Below are 15,309 nucleotides of genomic sequence, written 5' to 3'. Positions count from 1 at the left end.
ACTTTGCGATAAAGAAAACTTTAAAAATAAATATTTCCTTCGAAAAACATCAGGATAGAACCGAAAATCTCAGACGCGTTTTTGAACTGGCTGATTCATTAATACTTTGAGGCATAGGTTGTGTAGCACATGAAGATTAACTTCCATATTGGCTCTTAATTTCACGAAATTCCTATTTTTGAAAAAATTATGTGAATTAATAAGAAACTATTTCCTGTTAGATGAATAAAGTTGTAAAAAAGGAGTTTTTCTCGGAAAAGGTTGTCAGATTGGTTGTTGAAGCACCTCTGATCGCCCGTTCCAGGAAAGCAGGAAATTTCGTTATTCTCCGAGTGGGAGAAAAAGGTGAGCGGATTCCGTTAACGATTGCTTCGGCTGATGCCGAAAAAGGAACTATCGACCTGGTTGCACAAGTGGTTGGGGTGAGTACTTCGAAGCTGGCTGATTTGGAGCCGGGCGACTACATTACCGACCTGGTTGGGCCGCTTGGTAAGCCAACACACATTGAAAATGTAGGAACGATTCTGGCTGCTGGTGGTGGCGTTGGTGTTGCTCCGTTGCTTCCCATTGTTGAGGCATTTAAGAAAGCCGGGAACCGTGTAATTACGGTTTTGGCTGCCCGAAGCAAGGATTTAATTATTCTGGAAGAGCAAATGCGCCAGTGGTCCGATGAGCTCATCGTGATGACGGATGATGGTTCTCACGGAAGAAAAGGTTTGGTAACTGCCGGAATGGAAGAGATTCTTCAACGTGAAGAGGTGAACGAGTGCATTGTCATCGGGCCCGCTATCATGATGAAGTTTGCAGCTTTACTAACAGAAAAATATAACGTGCCAACGCAGGCCAGTCTCAATTCCATCATGGTTGACGGTACCGGAATGTGTGGTGCCTGTCGTGTATCGGTTGGAGGGAAGACACGTTTCACTTGCGTGGATGGTCCTGAATTTGACGCTCATCACATCGATTTTGACGAGATGCTGATGCGCCTTGGCGGCTATCGCGAAGAAGAGAAAGAAGCATTGGAACGTTATCATTTACAGCACAAATTGGTCGAAAAGTAATGGGACTCGATTCATTATACCTAAAACAGGAACGCGAAGCCGAATGGCGCGCCGAACTGAGAAAACAAACAAAGAACAAGGACCGGATGCTGATTGAACGGGTTTCCATGCCTGAGCTGGAGCCTGAGGTCCGGGTAAATTACCAGGATAGGGAAGTCAACAGTGGCCTGACCCGTGAAATGGCCATGCAGGAAGCCATTCGCTGCATGGATTGTGCGAATCCTACCTGCATCGAAGGTTGCCCGGTAAGCATCAACATTCCGAAGTTCATTAAAAATATTGAGCGCGGCGAAATTCAGCAGGCAGCGTCGGTATTGAAAGAGACCAGCGCATTGCCGGCCGTTTGTGGTCGGGTTTGTCCGCAGGAGAAACAGTGCGAAGCGCAGTGCTTCTACGTTCAGAAACTGAACAAACCCGCAGTGGCCATTGGTCACCTGGAACGTTTCGCTGCCGATTTTGAGCGTGAGAGCGGAGAGATGAGTATTCCGGAAACGGCGAAATCAAATGGAATTAAAGTCGCTACCGTTGGCTCTGGTCCGGCGGCCCTTTCGTTTGCAGGGGACATGATTAAGATGGGCTACGATGTGACTGTTTTCGAAGCGTTGCACGAAATTGGCGGCGTTTTGAAATATGGTATTCCTGAATTCCGGTTGCCGAATAAAATCGTCGATAAGGAATTGGAGAACCTGCAAAAGATGGGCGTTCATTTCGAGACCAACTTTATCGTGGGAAGAACAGCCTCTTTCGATGATTTGAAAGAGCAGGGATTCCAGGCATTTTTCATCGGAAGTGGAGCCGGTTTGCCTCGTTTTATGAGCATTCCGGGAGAAAATTATAACGGCATTCTTTCATCGAATGAGTACCTGACCCGTGTAAATTTGATGGGAGCGCAATACGACGAAACCGATACGCCTGTTTTGCATGGAAAGCGCGTAGCCGTAATTGGTGGCGGAAATACAGCCATGGACTCGGTTCGCACCGCTTTGCGATTGGGTGCTGAAAAAGCAATGATTGTTTATCGTCGTTCGGAAGAGGAGATGCCGGCCCGTATCGAAGAGATTAAACATGCGAAGGAAGAGGGCGTGGAGTTCCACAATCTTTGTAACCCGCTGGAATATTATGGCGACGAAAATGGACGTGTCAGTGGGATGAAGCTAATCCGGATGCAGTTGGGAGAACCCGATGCTTCAGGGCGCCGTCGTCCGGTTCCGATGGAAGGTTCGGAATTCGAAATGGAAGTGGACTTAGTGATTGTGGCAGTTGGCGTTTCGCCAAATCCTTTAGTACCTTCGAGTTTGAAAGAGTTAAAAGTAACCAAATGGGGAACCATCGTGGTCGATGAAGCGAAGATGCAGTCATCCATCCCGGAAATGTTTGCTGGGGGTGATATCGTCCGTGGTGGTGCAACCGTGATTTTAGCCATGGGAGATGGCCGTCGGGCTGCTGAAAAGATGGACCATTTTCTCAAGGAAAAATATGCTGTGAATTAATGTCTAAAAGTAAATCGAATCATGCCTGATCTTTCTGTTTCATATCTTGGACTGGAATTAAAAAGCCCCATAATCGCCGGGAGTAGCGGATTAACCAATTCCATCGAAAGTCTTCGGGAAATTGAAAAAGCCGGGGCGGGAGCTGTCGTGCTCAAGTCGGTTTTCGAGGAAGAAATTTACCTCGAGTATGCCGAAGAGATGAAAAAGCTCGGCCCGATGGATAACAACCTCGAGTTTTTGGATTATTACGACTACGAAATCCGTGAGGGAAATCTGAAGCGTTACATCCAACTGGTTTCCGATGCAAAGAAAGCACTGTCCATACCGGTAATTGCCAGTATCAACTGCGTCTCAAACCAGGAGTGGTCATTCTTTGCCAAAAAGCTGGAAGAGGCCGGTGCTGATGCTATCGAACTGAATATGTTCATCCGGCCTTCCGATCTTTCGCAAAACAGCCGCGAGAATGAAAGCATCTATTTTGATGTGGCCACCCGTGTTGCTTCAAATATTAAAATTCCGCTTTCGCTGAAAATCAGTCCGTACTTCTCGAACCTCGGAGGGATGATTCGCGACTTGTCGTTTGCCGAAATCAGTGGACTGGTGCTATTCAACAAGTTTTATAGTCCGGACATCGATGTGGAAGACGAGAAAATGATCAGTGCCGATGTATTCTCAACCGATTCTGATTATACACTGCCACTCAGGTGGATTGGCATCATGGCCAAACGCGTTAATTGCGATTTAGCTGCTTCAACCGGAGTGCACGACTGGCAGACGGTCGTCCGGATGTTGCTGGCAGGTGCTTCAGCGGTACAGGTAGTCTCAGCATTGTATATTGACAAAGTGAGCGTTATCAAAGATTTTAACCAGGGACTTTCCGATTGGATGGAGCGTCACAACTATGCTTCGGTCGAGGATTTCAAAGGTAAGTTGAGCCTGGGGAATGATGTCGATCCGGCTGCTTATATGCGCGTTCAGTTCATGCGTAACTTTGGCGAGCACGATTAAACAAAATTTAATACTTCTGACTAACCGGCTTTTAATGACAAATGAAAGCCGGCTTTTTTTTGTTTCTCCGTCACTTGGGAGGAAGAGAGCGTTCAGGAATGTTTGCAAAATTTCTTACCTTTCGGCCAACTATTTGACATTTCTGTAGATATTGAAAATGAAGACCAGAATAAGCCGTTTTACCATAGTTTTCACTTTTTTGTTTGCGCTGACGGTAATCCCGACAGTAGCTCAGGTCAAAATTTCATCCGAGACTGTTGTCATAGGCGGGAAAAAATACCTGTTGCATACCGTTGAAAAAGGGCAGACCTTGTATTCGATTTCTCAATCGTACGGAGTATCGCAAACCGAAATTGCGGACGAAAATCCGTCGGTGAAGGATGGACTTTCGATTGGTGAAATCCTGCGCATTCCGGTGGGGAAGATGCAAAAAAGTGAATCGAGGAAAGAAAAAAGACGACGCCGACATAAAACACGCGAGAAGCAGCACGCTTTGCCACCTTCGGCTGATTTCTTTTTCCATCCGGTGAAACCGCAGGAAACGGTTTACTCCATTTCCCGCCAGTATGGTGTGGACGTTCAAACCATCTACAAATACAATCCGGAAGCTAAAAAAGAATTGCTGGTAGGCGAAGTTTTGCGCATTCCGCGGCAAACGCAACCAACAACGGAAACGCAGCAAGCGCCCCAGGCAAATGACAACTATATTTACCACAAAGTGGAAAAAGGGGAAACGCTCTATTCCATTTCAAAAGAGTATAACCGGAAGATTAGCGAAATCTTGAAAGCGAATCCGGGGGCAGCTCAGTCACTCGAAACCGGAAGTATGCTGAGAATTCCCAAACAGGCTTCCACTCAACCTACCCAATTGGTTCCAACGGCATCAGGGAAATATTTTACCTACCGCGTGGAAACGGGCGATACCTACTTCAGTTTGAAACAGCGTTTTGGTGTATCGCAGGACGAGTTGGTAAAGTTAAACCCGCAGTTGTATGACGGGTTGAATGCTGGTCTGGTTATACGCATCCCGGAAAAACAGGTGGCTTCGACGAAAGTTGTTCCCATCAATAAAAATCTGTTTCAATACCATACGGTTACTAAAGGCGAAACGCTTTACGGACTTTCGCATCAGTACAACGTAAAAATCAGTCAGCTAAAAGAGCTGAACCCTGTGCTGAAATTGCGTGGACCGGTAGTTGGCGAACAACTGTTGATTCCCAAGCCCGGTGTTCCGGAAGAATTGAAAGAGAACCTTTCGGATGAAATTAAATCCAACGTTCCGGTTCAAACGCCCGCTTACGAAGTCGAGCCTAATCCGGCTGCACCCAAAGCTGAATGCATGGGAAAGAGCTGGTCGGGTAACGAGCCGATTAAAATTGGATTGTTCCTTCCGTTGTATCTCGAAGCAAATGACACGGTCAATTATATCCGGATGACACCGGACGAAATACAGAAGCAGATTGACGAACAAAAGGCTGCCGGAATTGATGACCCGGTTGTTGATTCGGTGAAGGTGAGAGACCACAAGATTGTGTACGAGCCATCGGTTAATTTCCTCGATTTTTACGAGGGAGTTTTACTGGCACTGGATACCATGAAACAGCAAGGAATTAAAACTGAATTGTATGTTTACGATACAAACCAGGATACGAGTGTAATCCGGCAATTGGTTCAACGTCCCGAGTTCTTGTCGCTGAATTTGATTATTGGTCCGGTGTATCCCAAATGCCAGAAACTGGTCTCGGAACTTTCGGCTAAAAACCGGATTCCGATGGTTTCTCCACTGGCGTCAAACGGAGGGCTTGCTGACAAGAATCCATATTATTTTCAAATTAACCCGGACAAGATGTACCGTTTGAAAGCAACGGCTGATTATCTGGGCGACGACTACTTTAACAAGAACTTCATTGTGATGCAGATGGGCAACAATGCGCATCTCGATGAATCGAAACTGGTAGATTGGGTGCGGAACAAATTCTTCGCAACCGGCTATTACGACCAGACACCATCGGTACTGTTCCACGAATTCGATTTCCGCGAAGGCGGATACTACGGACTGATTCATCTGCTTGAGCCGAACAAGGACAATGTGGTGATTGTGCCGATGACTCGTGAAGCCGACGTAAGTGTGGCAGTAACAAACCTGAATACAGCGGCCAAGAAATATAACATTACGCTGGTCGGCCTTTCGGAATTTTCACGTTACCGGAGTATCGAAACCGATTATCTGCACAACCTGAAGCTGCATTATCTGACACCATATTATATCGACTATCGTGATAAAGGGGTTGTGAGGTTTATTGAGCGTTACCGGAACAATTTTTACGACGAGCCCAATCAGTTTAGCTTCCAGGGATACGATATCACGAATTATTTTGTGAATGCTATTCAGAAATTCGGAACCAACTTTGCTCAATGCCTTCCGTACCTGAATGTACACTTGCTGCAAGGTGACTATAACTTCCAGAAGGTTTCCGATTTTGGCGGTTACATGAACCACACGCTGTATATCATGAAATATACGCGCGATTACCATGTGAAGGCCGTTGGAAAAGTGGGTGATTTGCCGTTGCTGCTTTCAGGACAACCCGAAGAGATGCAGCCCGACAGTACGAATCAACAGAACAATGTTATTACGTTTCCGGGCAACCGGAATTAGTCAATAAACCAGGGAATTAAAAATAAAAAGGCCTCTCCGCATTGGAAAGGCCTTTTTTGTGTCTGACGTTTTGTATTTATTCGAACTCAGCAAATGCTTTCTTGATCAGAGCGATGGCTTCAGCCATTTGCTCCTCGGTGATGGTCAGCGGCGGAGTGAAACGGATGGTGTGCTCATGCGTGGGTTTCGCGATGAGGCCGTGCTCTTTCATGGCGAGACAAACATCCCAGGCCGTTTTACCGTTGGTTGGTTTAATCTGAATTGCGTTCAGCAAACCTTTTCCGCGTACTTCCTGAATTAGCGGCGAATCGATCGACTTCATTTCTTTACGGAAATAAGCACCAATCTTCTCTGAGTTTTCCACCAGATTCTCTTCCTGCAGTACTTCCAGTGCGGCAATCGCAACTTTCGCGGCAATTGGGTTTCCACCGTACGTAGAACCGTGTTCTCCCGGTTTGATGGTCAGCATAACATCATCGTCGGCCAACACGCAGGAAACGGGCATCAAACCGCCTGAAATGGCTTTACCGAGTACCAGAATGTCCGGACGAACATCTTCGTGGTCGCAGGCCAGCATTTTGCCAGTACGGCCCAGTCCGGTCTGAACTTCATCAGCAACGAAAAGGACGTTATGCTTTTTGCACAATTCTCTGGCTTTTTTCAGGTAACCATCTTCCGGAACGTAAACACCGGCTTCGGCCTGAATCGGCTCAACGAGGAAACCTGCCGTATTCGGATTCTTCAGCTCTGCTTCCAGTGCTTCCAAATCGTTATACGGAACTTTTACAAACCCAGGCGTATAAGGTCCGTAGTCGCCATATGCATCCGGGTCAGTCGACATCGAAATGATGGAAATGGTACGCCCATGGAAGTTGCCATCGCAGCATATAATGCGGGCTTCATTCTGCGGAACGCCTTTTACTTTATAAGCCCATTTGCGAATCAGCTTCAGCGCTGTTTCGTCGGCTTCGGCGCCCGAGTTCATTGGCAGCATTTTATCGTAGCCAAACAGCTTGGTGATGTACTCTTCCCACTCACCGAGTACGTTGTTATAAAACGCTCGTGAGGTCAGCGCCAGTTTATTGGCCTGCTCGGTCAGTGCTTTTACAATTTTGGGGTGCGAGTGTCCTTGGTTTACCGCCGAGTATGCAGCCAGGAAGTCATAATATTTTTTGCCTTCCACATCCCATACAAAAATTCCTTCGCCACGTTCCAGTACAACGGGAAGCGGGTGATAATTATGTGCTCCGTATTTATCTTCACGGGCAATGTAGTCCTTTGTTGTCATATTCATACGTAATATGGTTTTATACAATATCAGCGGGAGTTGAAGCTAAAGGATTTTATTTGCATTATCAAAATGTTCTGCAATAGTACAAATTTTATTTTGACGTTAAACCGGAAGCGAAAGGTGAAAAACGTTTGCTAATTTGTTACCGGATTATTTCCAAAAACGGATAATTAAAACTTCAGCCAGAAGGGCCATGATGGCGAGCATCAGGGCTAACCTCCAAAGTTGCCTCCCGTTATGTACGACGTCGAAGTGAGCAGAAAGTTCAGTTGTTGATGCAGTAATAAAACGGATCTTTTGGTAGCCAGTTTGTTGGAGTTGCTCTGTGAGTTGAGCGGTATTGTAGCATGCCGGGGCCGATTCTTCCCGGTCGAAGTTAAAAGCCAGCGGCAATGTCCCGTTTCCGGACGTCAATTCATAGTTCCCGGCCTGGGTAACGGCTTCGGTTTTTATTTGAAATCGGTTACCCGGAAGAGGCTGTACAGTGGGCAGCCAATCAAACGAATTGCCAACTCCTTTCAGCTGCATTTCGCTTTGTGCATTTCCGTTTCCCGGAAAGGGAAGGTCAATCACTTTATTTTGCCCGATGGTGTAATACAGCGGCGAACCTTGCACACTGTTCAGCACCATTTTGTATATCAGCGGAACAAACAACGCGTTGGTGAAGAATGCACGGTTTTCCTGCGATGACGGCAGTGTGAACAGGAAGAATTTTCCTTTCCCGGGTTGGCTTTCGCTGAGCAGCAGATTTCCATTGGCCAGCGAAAGAATAGGCAATGCGCTGGATTGAGCTGTTTGACTGGGAAAATGAATTTTCACTTCCGGCAAATCGCCATCCGGATTGGGACCACTGAAAACGTCCTGAAAAAGTGGGTTCGTGACATCAAGCCTTGCAATGCGCATGGAAGTGGTGTCGGCGGTTGCGGAGAAAGGATTTCCCTTCATTTCACTAATGAAGGTGTTGTACGACTCTAAATCACCATTTTTCACAGGAAAAAAGACAACCGTTCCGCCTTGTCGGATAAATTGCGTCAAACTTGCTGTCAACCCGGAAGAAAGTTCCGGAAGTTGGGTGAGAAAAATAATCTGTTGCTTACTGAAGTCGCCGGTTTGGACTTGTTGCCAGCCAACTTCCTGGTAACGCACCAGACTATCGGTTTTTAACAATGCCGAAAGATATTTTGCGCTTTCATCGTTGCCGTGAATCACCAGTGCGTTTATCCGTCCGGTTACCCGGAAACCGATGTAAAGCGTGTTGTCATAGGTAACCGGATAATCGGTCAGTTCCACCCGGGCATTCTTAATTCCCGCACTTCGGGCGGTAAATTTCAGCGAAACGGTTTTTCCCTGGTTGGGCTTCAGGTCGAAACTGGTGACAGCCCGCAACGAGTCGTTTTCGATGTAACGCATGGGAACGTCTGTCAACTCCTGGTCACCGTTATTTCTGACCCGGGCATAAAGTGTTTCAGCCGTTCCTTTAATTCTTCCGGGTACGGCAAACCAGACTGAATCAACGAGAAGATTGTTGGATTGCTGCGCCTTCAACAAATCAATATTCAGACTCATCGAAGTGTCCGCCTTTATCCGCCCGATATCCGAAATGTTTTTCTGAAAATCGCTGAACAGGTAAACGGAATTTGGACTGGCATTCTTGTCGCTATTCAGCCGTCGGGAAAGCACCCGCATGATTTGCGACAGCGGTGGACGAGAAGGCGTAGCCTGCACGGCACTGATGCGGTCCAACAACATGCCGCGGTCGAGCAAACGTTGATTTTGCAGCGACAAATCGTTTGTAACCAATGCAAATTTGGTATCGACGGGATAGGCATTGGCCAGGTTCAACGCTTCCTGTTTGGCCTGTTCCAGTAGGTTGTTTCCCTCAGAGCCCGCCAGCATACTGAAGGAATTGTCGATGTAAATGCCTGCTTTATTCAAATTGGTATCCGTTGAGGCATTCCTGGGAGGAATAAACGGGTGAGCGAAAGCCGTCACCAGAAATGTAATCGCCAGAATCCGACTGGCGAGTATCAACAGTTCTTTCAGATGCTTTTGCTGTTTCTTCTCCTTCTTCAGTTGGCTTAGAGCCCTGACATTGCTGAAATAAACGGTGGTATATCGCCTGAATTTGAAAATGTGAATAATGATGGGAATGAGAATCAGGAACAGTGCCCAGAAATATGTCGGATACAAAAAGGTCATTTGCTTTAGCGTTGAATTAAGGTGTTAATCATTCCCGGCTCCGAAATTAGCTGAAAATCGGAAATCCGCCAAGGCCGTTAAAATCGGGCCGAAAGTTTCAGATTGATTCTTCTTCCCGTTAGGTAATTGGGGACAGCGTGCATCTGGTTATATACATCGGTTACCCAGAAATAAGAAATGGTGTTGTTGATATCCATCAGGTTGAAAACCTCCAGCGAAATGGAAGCAGCTTTCATGCCCAATCGGTTTTTTATATTGCGGTTCTCACCGGAAAACAATGTTTTGGTGAAGCCGATATCCACGCGGCGGTAAGGCGGCATCCGGAAGGTGTCCATCCAACGTTCATTGTTTGGTGGACCGAAAGGCAATTTTGAACCGTAATGCAGCGTCAGGTACATCTTAATGGACGGATATCCTGGGAAATAATCCTGAAAAAAGAGGCTGAAATTCACGCGCTGGTCCGTTGGGCGCGGAATATAACCCGGATAAACAATTTGCGTATTTCCGTTCGCATCGGTAATCGTGTACTGGTCGCCGCTAATGTCTTCTTCTGTTTTCATGAGCGAAAGGCTGGCCCACGACTGAATACCGCTCACAAACTCGCCGTTCAGTTTCATGTCGAGGCCGTAAGCGTAACCTTTGGCGACTTCTCCCGAAAGGTAGCGGATACGGATGTTGTCAATCTGGTAGGGAATCAGATTTTGGAGCGATTTGTAATAGACTTCGGATGAGAGTTTGAACGGACGTTCCCATAGACGAAACTGGTGATCGACACCGGCCACATAATGGGTCGCATCCTGTGCCTTTACATTCCGGTTGATTTGTCCATCGATGGTCTGTAGTTCTTTGAAGAAGGGCATCTGCTGGTATTTCCCCCAGGCCAACCGGAAGACGTAATTCTTTTGCCAGTTCGGGTACCAGGTGGCCGAAACTCGCGGACTCACAATGGTTTGTTTGTTGAAATCCCAGTATTGAGCCCGGATTCCGCCGTTCAGGTTGAGATTGCCGTTGGCCAGTGGAATATTCCAGGTATCCTGAATGAATCCGGAAAAACGGTTACTACTAATGTTGTTTTTGGCATTCACCGATTGGTAGAGCTGTACTGCCTGGTCATTTCGCGGAAGCGAATAACCGGCCGAATCGCGCATTTGCCATTCGTTGATTTTTTCGTCAAATGTTTCGTGACGGAATTGTAATCCCCAGTCTACTTTGTTATTCCCTTCCCGGAGTTCTCCACGATGTTCGAGACTCATCACGCGGGCATCGAGATTGTTGCGGGCATGGTTGAGATAGGAGCCAATGCCAATGTTCATCGTGCTGTCGGCGTAAGTAGCCGAGCCGGGAGAAATATCCACTTCGTTCAATAAGTATTGCCCCTGGATGTCATATCGTTCTGCTTCCACCGAATGAAAAGCGGAAGCGGTTAGTTTCAAGTGAAGCTTATCTATTAGATGGTAATCCAGATTCAACGCGCCCAGTTTGGTTTCGTACCGGTCCTTTTCCTGTCCGTCGAAGTAAATTTTCAGTTGGTACACCTGACTCCACGTTCCGTATTGTGTTTCCCTCGTCGTCGGAATAAATTGATAAACGTTGGAAGCAATATTTCCCAGAAAGCCCAGAGTGAGTTTCGGTGAAAACTGATAGGTGAGGTACGTTTGGAAATCGAGAAAATTCGGGGAGTAATCGCCTTTCTGGTCCAATGTTCCCAACAGGTAACGATTGGTTTTGTATCGGATTCCCGTGATGTAGGTGAACCGGTTTTTCAACGCTGTTCCTTCGATATGAGCTGAAGCTCCCAACAAACTCACTTCTGCTGAAGCCGCGGTTTGTTGCGGTTTCCGGTATTGAATATCGAGTACCGAAGACATTTTATCGCCGTACGAAGCATCGAAACCACCGGAAGAAAATTCGATGGACGAAACCATATCCGGATTGATAATGCTCAATCCTTCCTGTTGTCCTGAACGAACGAGGAAAGGCCGGTACACTTCAATTCCATTGATGTACACCAGGTTTTCGTCGAAGTTCCCACCGCGCACTGAGTAACGTGAACTGAGCTCATTGTTGGAATAAACGCCCGGCATGGTTTTCAGTAACGCTTCCACGCCACCTCCCGAAACTTCTGGTATATGAGTCGTCAACTTCGGATTTAGTGTCGTCATCCCGTTTTTTTCACGGCGGGCTTCCGAAACCGTTACTTCGTCTATTTCTCCGGGGAGCAATTTCAATACTGGCGTAATCGTTTTTTCTTCTCCCGGGGCTAGCAAAATTTTCATCTCGACTGATTGATAACCCACCCGGGAGATAAAAAGCGTTTCCTCTTTTCGCGCCGGAACCTGCAATATAAACCGGCCGTTTTCGTCGGTGCTGGTTCCAACAGCCAGGCCTTTGAGGGAAATATTGACCAATTCGAGCGGCGCTCCTTTTTCGTCGGTCACCTGTCCTTTGACATGAGCCGTCAATGTTTGACTTTTTCCTGCTAAGGGAATAGTCAGCAAGCAGATAAGCATGGAAAAAACGACGAAACATTTTCTCATAAGAATCGGGCGCTTCAACGTGAATTTGGTTACCATAAAGATGGTTAAATCGTCTGAATTGAGCGAATTTAAACTAAAGGAATGATTTTTACCAGCTCATATTTTTGACTATGTTTGCAAATATCACATAATTGTGAGACTGAGAAAGAATTGTAGAGTATAGATTTTTCCGTGAGTGTACGTTACAAACCATTGAACTCGGTGCTGGTAAAACCTGCCGGCCCTGACTGTAATCTCGATTGCAGTTATTGCTTCTACCTGGAGAAGGACGAGCTGTTTCCGGATACGAAAGTACACCGGATGTCGCCGGAAATTCAGGAAGAAATGATTCGGCAGGTAATGCAGCAGTCGGGACAAAATGTTTCCATTGCCTGGCAAGGTGGTGAACCGGCTTTGATGGGACTGGATTTCTACAAGCGGGCGATTGAGCTGGAGCATAAATACGGTTATGGAAAAGTCATCGGCAACGGTTTCCAAACCAATGGTACATTGCTGAACCGCGACTGGGCTAAATTCTTCAAGGAATACGACTGGCTCATCGGTTTATCGCTGGATGGCCCGCAACATATTCACGACCGTTTCCGTAAGGATAAAGGTGAGCAGCCTACCTGGGAAAAGGTCGAGAATGTGGCGAAGATGTTGTTGGAAGAAGGTGTGGCGGTAAATGCCATGTGTTGCGTGACCGATTATTCGGCTGATTATGCGGCGGAACTATACAATTACTACAAGCGTCTCGGTTTAACTTACATGCAGTTTATTCCCATTGTGGAACCGGACAAGGATGATCCCACCAAAGCAGCATCCTTTTCGGTTACAGCCGAGAAATACGGGAAGTTCCTGGTTGAACTTTTTGATTTATGGCTGGCTGATTTCGAAAACGGACAACCCACCACGTCCATTCGTCACTTCGAAACGGTTTTTCACACGTATGTGGGAATGGAAGCCCCCGAGTGTGCATTTATGCGCGAATGCGGAGTTTACACGGTGATTGAGCACAACGGCAACGTTTATTCATGTGACTTTTTTGTCGATCCGAAATACCGTTTGGGAAATATCCGGCATGACAAAATTGTTAATATGTTGAATTCCAAAAAACAACAGGCTTTTGGACGTGCGAAGAGTGCTGTTCCGGTAAAATGTCGTCAATGCCGTTGGTATACGAAGTGTTACGGTGGTTGCACGAAAGATCGGATTAAAGATCCGCGTGATCATCGGAAACCACGTTTCTGTGAGGCATACATGATGTTTTTCGAACACGCCGATGGTGTGCTGACGCAGATGGCCGCTGAATGGAAAAAACAGCAGGCAGATTACCAGGAGTATCAGCAAACCGGCGGGACGTATAATGCATTTAAGGATTTTGTGAAGAAATAATTTTTATGGCGAAAGTTTTGATATTGACCACTGAAAACGCTGCCCGTTCGCAAATGCTGGAGGGATGGCTTCGCTATTATACGCGAAACAATGTGGTGATTCGAAGCGCCGGATTGAAGCCTTGCAACCTGGATGCATTTGCCGTGAAGGCGATGATTGAAGCGGTGGTGGATATCCGGGAAGCCAAAAGTAATACACTGGGAGAGTTGGACGAGGCTCATTTCGACCAAATCATTACGCTTACCCCCTTGGCGACCAGTGAAGCGATGAGTAAATACCCGTCAGCGACGGTAGAGGAAGCCATTTTTGACGATCCGAAACTGGCAACGGGTGAGGAGAAAGAGCGATTGAAAGTATATCGCCAGAGTGTAGATGAGATAGATGATTATGCCTTTAACTATGCTGTTCGCGAGTTAGGGCTGGAATTTTAAAAGGGGGAAAATGAAACAGAAAAAACAGAAGAATTATTGGGTCGCCGGCCGGATAATGGCCGTATTATTTTTAGTAGCGTTGGGATGGAGCTGTTCAACAGACGATTCTTTGGTTCCTTTGCCGAATCAACCAGGTAGTGGGAGCGTTCAGGATTCAACGTCAACAGCCACGACGGATACCACGTCAACTTCAACTTCAACTTCGACACCACCGGACACGACATCGACCACGCCTTCCGGGAATGTAACATTCAAAGATGCGATGTTGGCTGAAATCAATTTTGCCCGGACGAAGCCGGCAGATTATGCCAATCAGCGGTTGAAAAGCGAGTATAATTCAGGTACAGACAATGGAGCGTACAATGATTTATCCAGCCGCTCTGCTGTAAATGCCTTAACTTTGAATAACCTGTTGACCACTTCAGCAACGAAATATGCGAAATACATGGCCGACAACAATGTTTTCGGCCACACCGAAAACGGTACGCCGCAATCGCGTGCGCAGGCCGAAGGTTACACCGGTTCAGTAGGCGAAAATATTGCGGCTGGCTCATATCCGTCGTACAACGCTGAATCGGATCCGAACGGAGCGGCCATTGCATTTGTCAAGTTGCTGATTATAGACACAGGCATATCTGGTGTCGGACACCGAAAGAACATACTGAATGGATCGTATCGGGTTGTGGGGATCGGTTTTTACCGGAACACGACGAGCAAATATGATAACTATCTCGTTCAGGATTTCGGCACCAAATAACCATTCAGAAATCAAAAAGATGAATCGTTATGATGAAGCAATTCGAAATTACTCTTTCGCCATACCCACGAGGTTACCATTTAATCACCAGTGAAATTCAGCGGCAACTTCCCGAGTTGCCGAAAATTGGACTGGTTCATTTGCTCATTAAACATACTTCGGCGGCGCTTTCGCTGAATGAAAATGCCGATCCATCGGTACGTGATGATTTCGAATCGTTCATGAACAGGTTGGTTCCGGAAAATGATCCGGTTTTTACGCACGTACTGGAAGGTTCTGATGATATGCCGGCGCACCTGAAGTCGTCTCTTCTCGGCGCAAGCCTGACGATTCCGGTGACAAATGGTCGCCTGAACCTCGGAACCTGGCAGGGAATTTACCTTTGCGAATTCCGGAACCGCGGTGGTTCGCGAAAGATTGTGGTGACGATCATGGGGGAATAACCGCAGATTGCACATCAATTTATTCATCTGGTTTAGAAACATTTTATATTAGGTCATAG

The 15,309-nt window shown here is 46.7% G+C and carries 11 protein-coding genes; 8 read left to right on the top strand and 3 right to left on the bottom strand.

All coding sequences use genetic code 11. From position 1 onward, the window contains the following. Positions 1-221: 221 nt before the first annotated feature. From AC060N_RS14525 to AC060N_RS14510, 4 genes are all read left to right on the top strand, one after another. On the top strand, positions 222-1,061 hold the full coding sequence (locus tag AC060N_RS14525) for a sulfide/dihydroorotate dehydrogenase-like FAD/NAD-binding protein (RefSeq protein ID WP_479524451.1): 840 nt from the start codon (positions 222-224) through the stop codon (positions 1,059-1,061). Then, on the top strand, positions 1,061-2,551 hold the full coding sequence (gene gltA / locus AC060N_RS14520) for an NADPH-dependent glutamate synthase (RefSeq protein ID WP_479524450.1): 1,491 nt from the start codon (positions 1,061-1,063) through the stop codon (positions 2,549-2,551). The genes AC060N_RS14525 and gltA overlap by 1 nt, the downstream gene beginning before the upstream one ends. A 21-nt stretch (positions 2,552-2,572) precedes the next feature. Then, positions 2,573-3,559 carry a dihydroorotate dehydrogenase-like protein gene (locus tag AC060N_RS14515; protein WP_479524449.1) on the top strand — a complete coding sequence of 329 codons (987 nt, stop codon included), beginning with the start codon at positions 2,573-2,575 and terminating at the stop codon, positions 3,557-3,559. Positions 3,560-3,716: 157 nt separating this feature from the next. Then, a complete protein-coding gene (locus AC060N_RS14510; RefSeq protein WP_479524448.1) occupies positions 3,717-6,218 on the top strand; it encodes an amino acid ABC transporter substrate-binding protein in 2,502 nt (833 codons plus the stop codon). Positions 6,219-6,294: 76 nt separating this feature from the next. Here the strand turns inward: AC060N_RS14510 and rocD are convergent, their stop codons facing one another. The 3 genes from rocD to AC060N_RS14495 all read right to left on the bottom strand — a co-directional run bounded on the left by rocD (position 6,295) and on the right by AC060N_RS14495 (position 12,245). Then, positions 6,295-7,512 (bottom strand): ornithine--oxo-acid transaminase, encoded by a 1,218-nt coding sequence (gene rocD / locus AC060N_RS14505; RefSeq protein WP_479524447.1) that lies wholly within the window; start codon positions 7,510-7,512, stop codon positions 6,295-6,297. A 147-nt stretch (positions 7,513-7,659) separates the two neighbouring features. Beyond that, positions 7,660-9,708: a vWA domain-containing protein gene (locus AC060N_RS14500; protein WP_479524446.1), complete on the bottom strand. Its 2,049-nt coding sequence runs from the start codon at positions 9,706-9,708 to the stop codon at positions 7,660-7,662. 77 nt (positions 9,709-9,785) lie between these two features. Further along, positions 9,786-12,245 carry a TonB-dependent receptor gene (locus AC060N_RS14495; protein WP_479524445.1) on the bottom strand — a complete coding sequence of 820 codons (2,460 nt, stop codon included), beginning with the start codon at positions 12,243-12,245 and terminating at the stop codon, positions 9,786-9,788. A gap of 171 nt (positions 12,246-12,416) precedes the next feature. Here AC060N_RS14495 and AC060N_RS14490 point away from each other — a divergent pair, with 171 nt between their 5' ends. Genes AC060N_RS14490 through AC060N_RS14475 form a run of 4 tightly spaced genes read left to right on the top strand, consistent with a single transcriptional unit; the run spans position 12,417 to position 15,250 of the window. Next, positions 12,417-13,619, top strand: a complete 1,203-nt coding sequence (locus tag AC060N_RS14490; protein ID WP_479524444.1) for an anaerobic sulfatase maturase — start codon at positions 12,417-12,419, stop codon at positions 13,617-13,619. A gap of 5 nt (positions 13,620-13,624) precedes the next feature. Then, positions 13,625-14,050 carry an arsenate reductase/protein-tyrosine-phosphatase family protein gene (locus tag AC060N_RS14485; protein WP_479524443.1) on the top strand — a complete coding sequence of 142 codons (426 nt, stop codon included), beginning with the start codon at positions 13,625-13,627 and terminating at the stop codon, positions 14,048-14,050. 10 nt (positions 14,051-14,060) lie between these two features. Then, positions 14,061-14,807 carry a CAP domain-containing protein gene (locus AC060N_RS14480; RefSeq protein WP_479524442.1) on the top strand — a complete coding sequence of 249 codons (747 nt, stop codon included), beginning with the start codon at positions 14,061-14,063 and terminating at the stop codon, positions 14,805-14,807. 29 nt (positions 14,808-14,836) lie between these two features. After that, positions 14,837-15,250: a secondary thiamine-phosphate synthase enzyme YjbQ gene (locus tag AC060N_RS14475; RefSeq protein WP_479524441.1), complete on the top strand. Its 414-nt coding sequence runs from the start codon at positions 14,837-14,839 to the stop codon at positions 15,248-15,250. Positions 15,251-15,309 lie beyond the last annotated feature (59 nt).

This window comes from Prolixibacter sp. DSM 2831 (assembly GCF_056493735.1).
The sequence above is the reverse complement of the archived record's forward strand: the minus strand, read 5'-3'. Positions and strand labels throughout refer to the sequence as shown.

Excerpts from the sequence above, each read along its gene's own strand:
- rocD (WP_479524447.1), bottom strand. The coding sequence starts at position 7,512 with ATGAATATGACAACAAAGGACTACATTGCCCGTGAAGATAAATACGGA.
- AC060N_RS14475 (WP_479524441.1), top strand. The coding sequence starts at position 14,837 with ATGATGAAGCAATTCGAAATTACTCTTTCGCCATACCCACGAGGTTAC.
- AC060N_RS14495 (WP_479524445.1), bottom strand. The coding sequence starts at position 12,245 with ATGAGAAAATGTTTCGTCGTTTTTTCCATGCTTATCTGCTTGCTGACT.
- AC060N_RS14510 (WP_479524448.1), top strand. The coding sequence starts at position 3,717 with ATGAAGACCAGAATAAGCCGTTTTACCATAGTTTTCACTTTTTTGTTT.
- AC060N_RS14480 (WP_479524442.1), top strand. The coding sequence starts at position 14,061 with ATGAAACAGAAAAAACAGAAGAATTATTGGGTCGCCGGCCGGATAATG.
- gltA (WP_479524450.1), top strand. The coding sequence starts at position 1,061 with ATGGGACTCGATTCATTATACCTAAAACAGGAACGCGAAGCCGAATGG.
- AC060N_RS14515 (WP_479524449.1), top strand. The coding sequence starts at position 2,573 with ATGCCTGATCTTTCTGTTTCATATCTTGGACTGGAATTAAAAAGCCCC.
- AC060N_RS14485 (WP_479524443.1), top strand. The coding sequence starts at position 13,625 with ATGGCGAAAGTTTTGATATTGACCACTGAAAACGCTGCCCGTTCGCAA.
- AC060N_RS14500 (WP_479524446.1), bottom strand. The coding sequence starts at position 9,708 with ATGACCTTTTTGTATCCGACATATTTCTGGGCACTGTTCCTGATTCTC.
- AC060N_RS14525 (WP_479524451.1), top strand. The coding sequence starts at position 222 with ATGAATAAAGTTGTAAAAAAGGAGTTTTTCTCGGAAAAGGTTGTCAGA.